Annotated in this window: 13 protein-coding genes; 5 read left to right on the top strand and 8 right to left on the bottom strand. The window is 57.4% G+C overall.

Annotated features, from left to right (window positions below; genetic code table 11):
• From MWU39_RS00005 to MWU39_RS00015, 3 genes are all read left to right on the top strand, one after another.
• Window positions 1-1,117: procyclic acidic repetitive family protein (locus tag MWU39_RS00005; protein ID WP_247157934.1), on the top strand; the 1,117-nt coding region annotated here is incomplete at its 5' end.
• Window positions 1,118-1,180: 63 nt separating this feature from the next.
• Window positions 1,181-2,065: a DUF2059 domain-containing protein gene (locus MWU39_RS00010; RefSeq protein WP_247157935.1), complete on the top strand. Its 885-nt coding sequence runs from the start codon at window positions 1,181-1,183 to the stop codon at window positions 2,063-2,065.
• A 43-nt stretch (window positions 2,066-2,108) separates the two neighbouring features.
• On the top strand, window positions 2,109-4,568 hold the full coding sequence (locus MWU39_RS00015) for a ligase-associated DNA damage response DEXH box helicase (RefSeq protein WP_247157936.1): 2,460 nt from the start codon (window positions 2,109-2,111) through the stop codon (window positions 4,566-4,568).
• Here the strand turns inward: MWU39_RS00015 and MWU39_RS00020 are convergent.
• The 6 genes from MWU39_RS00020 to MWU39_RS00045 all read right to left on the bottom strand — a co-directional run bounded on the left by MWU39_RS00020 (window position 4,565) and on the right by MWU39_RS00045 (window position 8,286).
• Complete coding sequence (locus MWU39_RS00020; RefSeq protein ID WP_247157937.1) at window positions 4,565-4,954, bottom strand: biopolymer transporter ExbD; 390 nt, start codon at window positions 4,952-4,954, stop codon at window positions 4,565-4,567. The genes MWU39_RS00015 and MWU39_RS00020 overlap by 4 nt on opposite strands.
• A gap of 50 nt (window positions 4,955-5,004) precedes the next feature.
• Entirely contained in the window at window positions 5,005-5,490 is a 486-nt protein-coding gene (locus MWU39_RS00025) for a biopolymer transporter ExbD (protein WP_247157938.1), read from the bottom strand.
• 196 nt (window positions 5,491-5,686) lie between these two features.
• Complete coding sequence (locus MWU39_RS00030; RefSeq protein WP_247157939.1) at window positions 5,687-6,118, bottom strand: biopolymer transporter ExbD; 432 nt, start codon at window positions 6,116-6,118, stop codon at window positions 5,687-5,689.
• Window positions 6,119-6,149: 31 nt separating this feature from the next.
• Window positions 6,150-6,683 (bottom strand): biopolymer transporter ExbD, encoded by a 534-nt coding sequence (locus MWU39_RS00035; protein WP_247157940.1) that lies wholly within the window; start codon window positions 6,681-6,683, stop codon window positions 6,150-6,152.
• 93 nt (window positions 6,684-6,776) lie between these two features.
• On the bottom strand, window positions 6,777-7,538 hold the full coding sequence (locus tag MWU39_RS00040; RefSeq protein WP_247157941.1) for a MotA/TolQ/ExbB proton channel family protein: 762 nt from the start codon (window positions 7,536-7,538) through the stop codon (window positions 6,777-6,779).
• A gap of 76 nt (window positions 7,539-7,614) precedes the next feature.
• A complete protein-coding gene (locus MWU39_RS00045) occupies window positions 7,615-8,286 on the bottom strand; it encodes an energy transducer TonB (RefSeq protein ID WP_247157942.1) in 672 nt (223 codons plus the stop codon).
• Between the two features lie 371 nt (window positions 8,287-8,657).
• On the opposite strand from MWU39_RS00045, the gene MWU39_RS00050 reads away from it, so the two are divergent.
• Window positions 8,658-9,563 carry a hypothetical protein gene (locus tag MWU39_RS00050; protein ID WP_247157943.1) on the top strand — a complete coding sequence of 302 codons (906 nt, stop codon included), beginning with the start codon at window positions 8,658-8,660 and terminating at the stop codon, window positions 9,561-9,563.
• 114 nt (window positions 9,564-9,677) lie between these two features.
• Entirely contained in the window at window positions 9,678-11,000 is a 1,323-nt protein-coding gene (locus MWU39_RS00055; RefSeq protein WP_247157944.1) for a homoserine dehydrogenase, read from the top strand.
• Here the strand turns inward: MWU39_RS00055 and MWU39_RS00060 are convergent.
• Both MWU39_RS00060 and MWU39_RS00065 read right to left on the bottom strand, forming a co-directional pair.
• Window positions 10,980-11,567 carry a hypothetical protein gene (locus MWU39_RS00060; protein ID WP_247157945.1) on the bottom strand — a complete coding sequence of 196 codons (588 nt, stop codon included), beginning with the start codon at window positions 11,565-11,567 and terminating at the stop codon, window positions 10,980-10,982. The genes MWU39_RS00055 and MWU39_RS00060 overlap by 21 nt on opposite strands.
• 1 nt (window position 11,568) lies before the next feature.
• Window positions 11,569-12,174 (bottom strand): hypothetical protein, encoded by a 606-nt coding sequence (locus MWU39_RS00065; protein WP_247157946.1) that lies wholly within the window; start codon window positions 12,172-12,174, stop codon window positions 11,569-11,571.
• Window positions 12,175-12,241 lie beyond the last annotated feature (67 nt).

Consider the following 12,241-nt stretch of genomic DNA (forward strand, 5'->3'; position numbering starts at 1 on the left):
ACCCGAACCCGAACCCGAACCCGAACCCGAACCCGAACCCGAACCCGAACCCGAACCCGAACCCGAACCCGAACCCGAACCCGAACCCGAACCCGTGCCGGAGCCGGAGCCGGAGCCGGAGCCGGAGCCGGAAGACTATGTCGGACCTTGGGAGCGGGGCGGGCGCTATGCCAGTGAGCAGGACATCGTCGACAGCTTCAATCTCGACGATCAACTGGGCATCGGGACTTCGGAAGAGACTTTCGAATATCCCGACTACGATGAGCCGATGGATGACAGCCGATATATTCCGGCAACCCAGAAACCTGTCTCTGCCGAAGATCGTCAGTCGGACACTATCGTCGGTTTTGCAGAGCGTTATCAGCTGCGTAAAAACTGGTTTTGGTGGGTGATCGGGATTGTCGTGCTGACAAGCTATTGCAGCTCAGACGGAGATGAAGACCCCGATCCAATCACGCGCCCACCCTATCAAGCAATCGGACCAGATACGGGGCAACCCGCGGGCGTTCCCGCTTCCCCAGCGATTGCTCCTGCGCGGGCGAATGCAATGGTCGAGGCATTGTTTGGTCCGCAATTCACCTATCCTGATCTGCTAGAGGCCGATCCCAGGCTGGCTGCGGAGTTGGTTGAACGCATTGGAACAGACCCCGAAGGTTTCGGCAGCGCTCGGGCGCATTTGCGCACCCAAATTTTGCGGGCGCGGGCGATTGTGCCGCGCGAACAGGCGTTCTCCATCGCCGAGTTGCACCTCGCTTGGCTTCAAACCGCGCAAAGCTCGGGGTCTGATGCATGCCGCGAAGTGACCAGCGAATTGTTCTTCGAAGGTGCGCCTGAAATGCGCGATGACTGGATCAGTTTTGAAAGGAGTGTTGCGGCGCAATTGCTTGCATCTGGCGCCTACACGACCGTGATCGATAGCGATGCACCACGGGTTAGTGCCATCCCGCAATGGGCGTTTGCAGATGCCGCGACGAACAGTGCTTTGGGCCAAGCTGATATGCGGGCCGCTTTGCGAAGCTACGCCCATCCAGATCGCTGCGAGACCGAGATTTCCCTCATTGTAGCAATGCTCGCGCGCCCGGAAGATACAACGAGCGCGATGCTGTCTGCGATCTAAGGTGTCTGGATACTTGCGCGCGATTGAGTCATTAAGTTGCCAATTCAATTCGGAGACATCGTCATGAAAACCCGCACATTCCTGTCCTCAACCCTTGCATTGACAGCATTCGCCCTAACCCCGTCACCTGCTTTGGCTCAGGATGAAGATGAGCAGGTCGAGATGGCTGAGGGCGACGAGACTGGGGCCGATGAATTGGGGCAAGCGATGGCCATGCTCAGCGGCCTGTTCCCCGTCGAACCTTTGACAGCCGATCAGGAAGCCCGCTTGCCGCTGGCTCAGAACATCATAGCGAAGATGATCCCTGAAGGGACGCTCGGCGAAATGATGGAAGGCATGATGGGAGATATGCTTGGCCCGATCATGGAAATGGGCCCCAAGGCATCGACGACGACCGTTGCAGATAGAATTGGCGTAACGGCATTCGAGTTGGAAATGGACGACGAACAGGCAGCCGAAATCGCCAGCATTTTCGATCCGGCCTGGAAAGAGCGTAGCGATCGTCAAGCGGCGATCATGCCAGAGATGATGCGCGAGATGATGACGGCGATGGAGCCGGGCATGCGCAAGGCCATGTCAGAGCTGTATGCCATCAATTTCAGCGCCACCGAATTGACTGAAATCGACGCGTTCTTTTCAACCGAGACTGGTGCCAATTTCGCCCGCAAGAGCTTCACCATGGCGAGTGATCCGCGCGTGATGAGCGCGAGCATGGAGGCATTGCCGCAAATGATGGGTCAGTTCGCCAATCTTGAAGCGCGCATGGTCGAGGTGGCGGCAGATCTGCCAGAGCAGCGGAATTTTGCAGACCTTTCAGATGCCGAAAAGGCGCGTATCGCCGAGGCTACCGGGTTCACAGTGGATGAGATCGAGTCCAACCTCTCTATGTCGGAAATAGAGTGGGACGAGGAGGCGGCCGAAGAGGCAAGTGAAGACGCCTCATCCTGATCACAGCTTGCGATGATCGGAGGGAAACGCCACATCCATAGATGTGAGTTCCACCTTGATCCCCGATGAAATCCAGCAATGGTTCGATGCGCGCGGTTGGCGTGTGCGCCGACACCAAAGCGATATGCTGGCCAAAGCGCGCGAAGGTCGCCACGCTTTGCTTGTGGCGGATACCGGCGCGGGCAAAACGCTCGCGGGATTTCTGCCGACTCTTTGCGACTTCGCGCCGTCTACCGGTGCTGCGCTGCACGATGGATTGCACACGCTCTATGTCTCGCCGTTGAAGGCGCTGGCGCATGATGTGAAGCGCAACCTGCTGACACCGATCGAAGATATCGGCCTGCCGATCAAAGTTGAAACCCGCAGCGGCGATACGCCGTCTGATCGCAAGAAACGGCAACGCGAACGGCCTCCGCATGTCCTTCTGACTACGCCAGAAAGCCTGTCACTTCTGCTGTCCTATCCCGAAAGCCTAGATTTGTTTGCGGGGCTCAAGCGGATTGTTATTGATGAAGTGCACGCCTTTGCGACGGGCAAGCGAGGTGATCTGTTGGCGCTTTCGCTTGCGCGGTTGCAACGGATCGCACCGGATGCACAGCGGGTCGCGCTTTCGGCGACGCTAGCAAATCCGCTGAGCTTTCAAGAATGGTTGGCGCCGCAGCCGGCGGATGGGACAGGTGAAATCCATGCAGCCGATCTTGTGCTCGGCGAAAAAGGCGCAGAGCCCGAGGTCGAAATTATGCTTCCGATCGAGGAGCGCGTTCCATGGGGAGGGCATGCAGGGCGATGGGCCGTCAGTCAGCTCTATGAAGCAATCAAGGCCAATCGCACGACGCTGGTGTTTACCAATACGAGATTTCTTGCCGAGTTTATTTTCCAGTGCCTTTGGGAAGAGAACGAAGATCACCTGCCCATAGGCGTGCATCATGGCAGCCTGTCTGTGGAGGCGCGCCGTAAGGTCGAAGAAGCAATGGCACGCGGCGAACTGCGCGCGCTGGTCGCCACGGCCAGCCTCGATCTGGGGGTCGATTGGGGTGACATTGATCTGGTTGTGCAAATGGGGGCGCCGAAAGGATCGTCCCGTCTGCTGCAAAGGATTGGCCGAGCAGGGCACCGGCTCGACACCGCAAGCCGTGCCATGCTCGTCCCCGGCAATCGGTTCGAGTTTCTCGAAGCGATGGCCGCCAAAGACGCCGTTGATGAGGGCCAGCGCGATGGCGAGGATTTTCGTGCCGGCGGCCTCGATGTGCTCGCGCAGCATGTAATGGCTTGCGCCTGCGCCGGGCCGTTTCATGAGGATGACTTGCTGGCCGAAATCCAATCATCACTGACCTATTCGTGGGTTGATGAGACCGCGTTTCAGCGGGTGCTCGGCTTTGTCGAGAATGGCGGATATGCGCTGAAAGCATATGACAAATTCAAGCGGATCGTGCGCGCCAAGGATGGCACCTGGCGGCTTGCGCATCCGAACCAGGCGCAGCGGCACCGAATGAATGCAGGCATTATTGTCGATAGCGAAATGCTCACCGTGCGATTCAAGAATGGACGCAAGCTTGGCAAGGTGGAGGAGCGTTTCGCCGCGCAGCTATCCTCTGGAGACACCTTTTTCTTCTCCGGGATGAGCCTCGAAGTTGAGAGCGTCAAAGATATGGACGTGATTGTTCGCGCGGCGAAAAAGAGCGCGACCATCCCTTCTTATGGCGGCCTTCGTTTGCCGCTCACCACGCACCTTTCTTCGCGCGTTCAGGAGATGTTGAGTGATCGTGCGGGCTGGGGCCGGTTCCCCGATGACGTGCGGGAATGGCTGGAGGTGCAGGATTATCGGAGCCGCATGCCAGCGCCGGGTGAGTTGCTGGTCGAAAGCTTTCCGCGCGCGGGTAAGCACTACACCACTTACTATACTTTCGAAGGGTGGAACGCGAACCAGTCGCTCGGAATGTTGATAACGCGGCGGATGGAAGATCGCGGATTGATGCCCGGCGGATTTGTGGCGAATGATTACTGTCTGGCGGTATGGGGTTTGAAGCCAGTTGATGATCCAAAACCATTGCTGTCGCCGGACATCCTCACAGATGAGTTCACCGATTGGGTGACCGAGAGCCATCTGCTCCGCCGCGCCTTTCGCGAAGTCGCCGTGATCAGCGGCCTTGTCGAACGCCAACATCCCGGAAAGCGCAAAACCGGTAAGCAGGTGACGTTCTCAACCGACCTAATCTACGACGTGCTCAAGAAGTATGAGCCCGATCACGTTCTTCTTGAGGCGGCCTGGGCCGATGCGCGGGCGCGGATGACGGATGTCGGGCGGTTGGCGGATTTGCTCGAACGGTCGCAGCACGAATTGGTTCATGTTGAGCTTGATCGGGTCAGCCCATTGGCTGTGCCTGTCATGACCATGATCGGTAGGGAGGCAGTTCCGCAAGGGGCGGTCGATGATGAATTGCTGATCGAAGCGGAAACGCTGGTGGGCGAGGCAATGCGGATTGAGCCTGAGCCTGAGGGTTAGTCGCTGCCTGTTTCTGGCACGCGGTATTTCTCGTTGCCGACAAATCCAAATTTTGCGACGCCGGACTCCCTAATTGCGCCGAGCACTTGGACTGAGACATCGTAGCTCGCATCGGGTGCTGGCTCGAATTGCAGTTCTGGCTCTTTTTCTAGCTCGTTAGTTTGCCTTAACAGCTCGGGGAGATCGGCAAGCGAGACAAGTGCGCCATTCCAATGAATGGTGTCATCGGCTTTGATTTCGAGGCGGTTTCTATCGTGATTGATTGTCGGCTCGTTAATGGCTGATTGCGTTTGCGGTGCGTAGCAACCGGTGATGACGATTGGGATCGCTAGACCGAGCGCTAGCGGTCCCAATCGCTTAAACCGGGCAAGTGTGAGCTTCTTCATAGCAGGAAATATAGCGACTTATGGCCGTGACCAAAAGGCCGCGATTACATTCACCGCCCAAACTCGCGGTGCCTCGCATTGCCCACAAACGCGAAGCTCTCGGCACCGGATTCTCGGATGAGCGCGATTGTGCGGGCAGAGCGATCATAGCTTGCCAGTGCATCCGGCTCGAAGCGCAGCTGTGCTTCGGGCACAGCGGTGCTGGCGTTTTCTACCTCGGCGCGCAATCTGGCGGGCGTAACTGAAGTCCCGTTCCACAGCAGCTCGTCCTGCGCGGTGATTGCTACCACATTGATGTCGGGGTTGGCTTCGCAGTCGAAGCAGGGGGTGGTTGGGAGGTCGACGGTCGTTTGGTTCACTTTGATCGGCACGGCAAGAATGATCATGACAAGCAGCACCAGCAGTACGTCGATGAAGGGGGTGACGTTCATATCCCCCTTGGGCTGGCGGCGGGTGATGCGGGTCTGGGCCGCGTGGCGGCGGGCATTGGCGCTTTCTGAAAATCGGCTCCGGCGGGTTGGTGCGGCACTGGTCACGTCTCTTCTCCACTAATCACAGTTTCGATTTGATAGAGACTGTATATCATAACTGATAAGTTGCCTAACGCATACCTGTATGCAGTTTGCGACTGATCGGTTGGGTTAGCGTACGTCAGGCAAAGAAAAGGGGCGGTCCCTTGATGGGCCGCCCCTTTTCTGTTCCGTGCGAAAGCCAGCTAGCCTTCAGAAGGGCTTACTTACCAAATGCACGATACTTTTCGTTGCCGACAAAGCCAAACTTGGTCACGCCGGATGCTTTGATAATGCGAACAACATTCGCGGAAAGCTCGTAACTGGCCTGCGGTTCAGGCTCGAATTGCAGCTCAGGCTCAACTGCCATAGCAGTGGTCTCCTGAAGCAGGCTAACCAATTGGCCCTGGCTGATTGTTTCAGCGTTCCAGAGGATTTGGTCTGAGTTGGTCAGAACGAGTTTGTTCTTTACCGGCTCAATAATGATGTCTTGCGGCGGGGGATCACCCTGCGGAAGATCAATATCTACCGAGTGCGTCGCCACCGGAATGGTGATGATGAACATGATGAGCAACACGAGCAAAACGTCGATCAACGGCGTCATGTTCATGTCGAGCATTGGCTCGCCGTCAAGCTTGCCTCCTGCCATACCCATAGTCGTTACTCCTTAAACTTTGTACGCCAGATCAGCCGTTAGGGTCGACTGGGTTCGAGATGAAGCCGACTGTCGGATAACCTGCAGCCTGAACATTGTAGATCGCACCAGCAACACAGCGCCAAGGCGCATTCTTGTCAGCGCGAATGTGAACTTGAGGAATCCGTTCCGGATCTTCCATGATCGCTTCTGGGCCACCGGCCGCCTGAACGATTGCATCTAGGCGGTTGAATGCCTGATCAAAAAGTTCTTCCGAGGTTACGGCGGTGATGTTGTTGAAGTACACTCGGCACTCGCCTGTACGGGTAGCGCCTGTAAAACCGGTCCGAGTTGTGCGGGCCGTATTGCCAGCCGCGTCGGTCGTGCTGATCGTCAGAAGCAAGTTCTCGACTTTATCCTTCGACTCTTCCGATCTGAAAACCGGAATTTCGAGTTCCTCAATCGTCTGGATCGCAACCGGAACTGCGATGAGGAAGATGATCAAGAGCACGAGCATCACGTCCACCAAAGGGGTGGTGTTGATGTCCGACATGGGCGTCTCACCGCCTCCCATCGAAATCGCCATTGCCTAATTCCTATCCCTAAAAAGTAATATCGTTCTGTGGTCTTGGTGCGGGGGTGACTAGCTTAGCCGACCCCCGCAGTGATCCTCAGAAAATTAGGCTTTCTTCGCCGGTGCCGGCTTTGCAGCTGGCTTGGCTTTGCCAGCAGGTGCCGTAACGGCGGGCTTAACAGCGCCGTTTGAGCCGATGAACGCAACGATGTTGTTCGAGAAATCGGTCATCAGAGCGTCGATACGGCGGTTGCGCGACTGCAGCCAGTTAAACGCAAGCACAGCAGGAACCGCAACAAGCAGACCAATCGCGGTCATGATGAGCGCTTCACCAACCGGACCAGCAACCTTATCGATCGAAGCAGAACCTTCGATACCGATGTTGATCAGAGCGCGGTAGATACCGATAACCGTACCAAGCAGACCGATAAACGGTGCAGTAGCACCAACCGATGCGAGGAACGACAGGCCGCCTGAAAGCGACTGGTTGATGGTGTTCTGCGAGTGAGCGAGTTCTTCTTCTACGAAGTGGATCTCGTTGCCGGCACCTTCCATTTTGGAGTGGTGCTCTTGAGCGGTCACAGCATCGTCAGCGAGCTGGCGCCATGCGCTGTTCTTTTCGAGCTTGGTCGCGCCTTCTTTGAGCGACGGAGCGCGCCAGAATGCGTTTTTAACACCGTTATACTGCTTCATCACTTTGTTCTGTTCGAACAGTTTCGTGAAGAGAATGTAGAACGAGCCAACCGACATGATGACCATGACGGCAAGGATCGACCAGGCGACTGGGCCGCCTTCTTCCATGGCTTTCCAGAAGCCAAATTCGTTGACCGGCGCTTCAGTGGCAGCGGCAAGAGTGTAAAGGTTCATTGCGAGTAGTCCTCTTAAAAAATCTTATGTCCCAGCAATCGAGGCCTCTTTGAAAAGCCCCGATCGGCGTGCGTTATCAATTCAAACGATACGTAATCCGCGTCGCATAGCGGCCAGTGGTCGGGTTACCAGCATCATCAAGTGCCGGATTGAAACGGGCATACCGTTCCATCCCTTTACAGGCAGCGTCATCGAGAATGCTCGAACCGCTTGATGCGGTGACCGAACATCCAGTTGCGCGACCGTTAGCAGTTACGGTGACGCGAACGCCCACGGTGCCTTCGATCTCCTCACGCAACGCGCGTGATGGATAGTTTTCCTGGATACGCGCAGCCCAACGGCGTTCGCCGCGTGTCGTTGCACCACGTGCCTGTGAAGGCGGAGGTGGTGGCGGAGCAGGCGCTGCGACCGGAGCAGGAGGCGGAATCACCAACGCCGGCGGTGCGGGCGGTGGGATCGTTGGCTGCGTCTGGATCGGTGGCGGCGCCGGAGCAATGCTAATCGGCGGCGGAGGTGCTACCGGCGGTGGCGGCGCAGTTTCCTGCGGCTGCTCGGGCGGTGGCTCATCCGGTTCTTCAGGGGGCGGGGGCTCCTCAATGTCAATCGTGGTAACGCGCTCAGCGATCTCTTTCACGGCAGAAATAGCCAGTCCAGAGATGAGCAAGTACCCGATCAGCACATGGATCAACGCCACGATGATAATGGAAACAACCTTGTTTCCACTCATTTGTTGGTCAGCGTAGGCCATCCAGTCGCTTTCTCTCCATACACAGGCCGGCGGACATACCGGCACAAATTCTCACAACACGCCCGAATCAGGTTTCGCCGAATCGGGCCACAACGATGTGAATCCCAGAATATTAAACCTCATAGATCGAAGCTTAAGGACTGCTTTTGGCAGTCTGTCCTCTCCTTATGAGGCACTCGTCGCAAATGTTGCCACAAGTGCTTGCATCTGTGCGGACGATGTCCCCGATAACCGCACAGACCTTCATGGCTTTAACGGTCAACCCTTAGGCAATCAAACGCTTTATCGGTTCAGATGCGATTCAGGGCTCTGGTACTGGGGTGGCAACCTATGCAATCTAAGCCAATGATGCGGCACAGGAATAACACGCAATGAGCACCGTTAACCGAAATTTAAGAAGTAAATTCAGCAAGCTAGCGCGATTCGCTGGCGCGGCGCTTTTGGCTGTTGGTGCAGCGCCGGGTGCGCTTGCGCAAAATTCGAATTCGATTGTGGAGAGCGCCGCTGATCGCGCAACCTATGTCGATCTGGTGACTTTGGCGGAGCGGAGTGAGCTGGTCATCCGGGTCGAGATTCGTCGGCAAACACAATTGAAACCCGAACGCGCGCCTGGATTGGAACCGGGATTCGCACGGCTCTACATCGAAGCCGACACTCAAGCGCTCATTGCCGGAAACACCTCTATCGGCGAATCGCTTGTCTATCTGGTTGATGTGCCGCTTACAGCGAAGGGTAAGGCGCCAAAGCTCAAAAAACGCCCGATGATCCTGTTCGCAAACACTGTTCCAGGCAGGCCGGCGACCCAGCGCGGGACAGAGATACAGCTCACTGCGAAGAATGCGCAGTTGGATTACTCCCCCGCGTTCGAAGCGCGCCTGCGCCGAGTTTTGACATCGCTTGCCGGTGCTGACGTACCGCCAAAGATCGATGGCATCGCTGATGCTCTTGCGGTGCCCGGCACTTTGGCTGGTGAATCCGAAACACAGATTTTTCTTCGGACCGCGGATCAATCACCCGTATCGATTACAGTGTTGCGGCGCCCGGGTCTTAGACCGGTGTGGGGTGTTTCATGGGGCGAAATCGTGGATTCGGCTGCGCGCGCACCGGCGGAGAATACTCTGCGCTGGTACAGGCTAGCGTGTTCGCTGCCCCGGGAATTGCCGAGCAATGCCAATCTCGCACGCGATTCCTCGGCGCGCCGTCTGGCTGCGAACGACTATCGTTTTGTGGTCGATGGTTTGGGCGAATGTACGCGCGCTATAACAGAGGCTGAGTGACCTGCTGAAGGTTGTAAGGAAGCGCGGCTTTCGCCCTTTGAAGACAAATTGCTTTTCGCCGCCTGTTCCGTGGGTATAGAGCCTCGCGCTGGGTAACGGACAGGGATCAACCACGTGAAACAGAACAACGAAGCCGCGCCGCTGCGCATTGCCATTGCCGGTTTGGGCACGGTCGGTGCGGGTGTAATCAAGCTCTTGAACACTAACGGCGATCTGATTGCCGCGCGCGCGGGTCGCGCGATCGAAGTGGTCGCTGTCAGCGCGCGTGATCGCAAACTCGATCGGGGCGTCGATCTTTCCGGCTATGCTTGGGAAGACGATATGGGCGCTTTGGCAGCGCGCGATGATGTTGATATTTTGGTGGAGCTTGTCGGCGGATCTGATGGCCCGGCCTTGGCGGCATCACGCGCGGCGTTGAAAGCAGCCAAAGGGGTGGTTACCGCCAATAAAGCCATGATCGCTCATCATGGGCTCGAGCTGGCTGAGCTGGCAGAAGGCGCGGGTGTGCCGCTCAAATTCGAAGCCGCCGTTGCGGGCGGAATTCCGGTTGTCAAAGGGCTGCGTGAGGGCACCAGCGCCAATGCGCTGGCAAAAGTGTACGGCATTCTCAACGGCACCTGCAATTACATCCTTTCTGAAATGGAAGAGACCGGCGCGGATTTTGCCGAGACGCTCGCAGAAGCCCAAAAGCTGGGTTATGCCGAGGCTGACCCTACCTTTGACATCGAGGGTATTGATGCCGCGCACAAGCTGGCCATCCTTGCAGCCATCGGATTTGGCGCAAAGGTTGATTTCGACGCGGTTCGCACAACAGGTATCGTACAAGTTCGCGCCGCAGACATCGCCCAGGCTGATGCTCTCGGTTTCGTGATCCGTCTGATCGCTCAGGCTGATGTCGAGGGCGAAGGCAGCGATGCCCGATTGCTGCAGCGCGTCCGTCCATGTCTGGTGGCAAAGGACCATCCGCTCGCTCCGGTCGACGGTCCGACAAACGCCGTTGTGGCTGAAGGCAACTTCTCGGGCCGCTTGCTCTTTCAGGGTGCGGGTGCTGGCGATGGACCAACCGCCAGCGCAGTGGTTGCTGATCTCATCGATATCGCGCGTTCAGAGGTGGGCGCGCCATTCTCTATGCCTGTGGCTCAGCTTACGGCTTTGCCTCCGGCCGAACCGGGTCACCGGATGGAGCGTACTTATCTGCGCTTTACTGTGAATGACCGGCCTGGCGTGCTCGCGGAAATAACGGCGGCAATGCGCGATGCCGATGTGTCGATCGAAAGCCTGATTCAGCAAGGCCGCGCCAATCAGGGCGGCGATGTTCTTGTCGCGATGGTTACGCATGAAGGGCCTGAGGCGAATGTCCGCCGCGCAATAGAGCTGCTGGACGGTTCGGACAGTCTGACGGATGAGCCTCTAATTCTACCCATCCTGCCGGCTTAAGTCGTCAGTTATTGTTGGCGCGGGCAGGTTCAGTTCGCTTTCCGTGATCGGGCCGCGCCCTGCGTCACCATCTGCGCCAAGCGGCGGAAGACCGCGGGCAATACGATCTGCGTCCGAACCAGCGGGCGCTTTCGGCAGAGCCTGTACGTCGACATAGAGGACTGGCTCCGCGACGCGGCCAAACTTCACCGTCACGAGCGGTGCCATCGGCGCGCCGCCCGGTGCGCGAAGACCCGATCCGTCAACTGGCACTGGCTTTGGCCCCTGGGTTGCCTCGGCATAGCGGCGCTCGAAATCTTCTTTGTCAAACCCGCTGAAGCCGGCGTCGTCACGGCTGCGACAAACGATGATCTCATTGGCGATGCGCGCGGCATCGGCCTCATCTTCGCATTCTTTCACGATGATCGGGTCTGGAGCTTTTGAGGGGACGTTTGCCTTCACATCAATTTGAAGCGTTCCACCATCTGGCTCGATGTCTTGCGCGGGCTCTTGGTTTGCGGCGGTTATGATCGACGCAGGTGCCAGCAAAAGCGGGGCAAATCCTGCAACAATCTGTCCGCTGAGCATCCTACTCTGGGTCGCTTCTAACGGGCGGCGCGTCGAGCCCCAATTTCCGGCGGCGCTCGGCAATCTCGTCGGGGGAAGGTTCCGGATCTTTGCCCAATGGCGGAAGTCCGCGCGCGATTCTGTCAGCATCCGAACCTTCGGGAGCCTGCGGTAATGCCTCAACGTCGATAAAGATTGCGGGCGGCGGAACGCTGCCAAAGCCGATTGCGTTGCCGTGATTGGCGATGCCAAACGTATTCGGAGTGCTGCGACCTTTGGTCTTTTCTGCGTAGCGCTTTTGCCATTCTTCTTTGTTCCATGAACCGTCGGTGGCTTCGCCCAATTGGCGGCACACGATGATTTCATTGGCAATACGCGCGGCATCGGCTTCTTCTTCGCAGTCTTCCTCGAGCAGTTGATCCGATTCTGCTTTGGGTACGGTTACGGATAGGTCGAGGCGCAAAGGTTCCGGTGGCGGCCCAGCTTCTTCGGCTGCCTCTTCGGTGTCGTCTTCCGAAGTCACATTGCCGTCATCTTGCGCGCTCACAGGCGCTGCGAGCCCGGCAAAGGCGGCAAAACAGATCGCAAAAGTGGAAAAGCGCAGGTCTGGTTCAGCTTTACTCGACAAGCGCGTCTCCTTCGGCCTAAGCGCGTCAGCATACGAATGCACACGATACATGCACTTAAGCAAGCGC

The organism is Erythrobacter sp. F6033, from assembly GCF_023016005.1.
In the GTDB taxonomy this organism is placed as follows: Bacteria; Pseudomonadota; Alphaproteobacteria; order Sphingomonadales; family Sphingomonadaceae; genus Erythrobacter.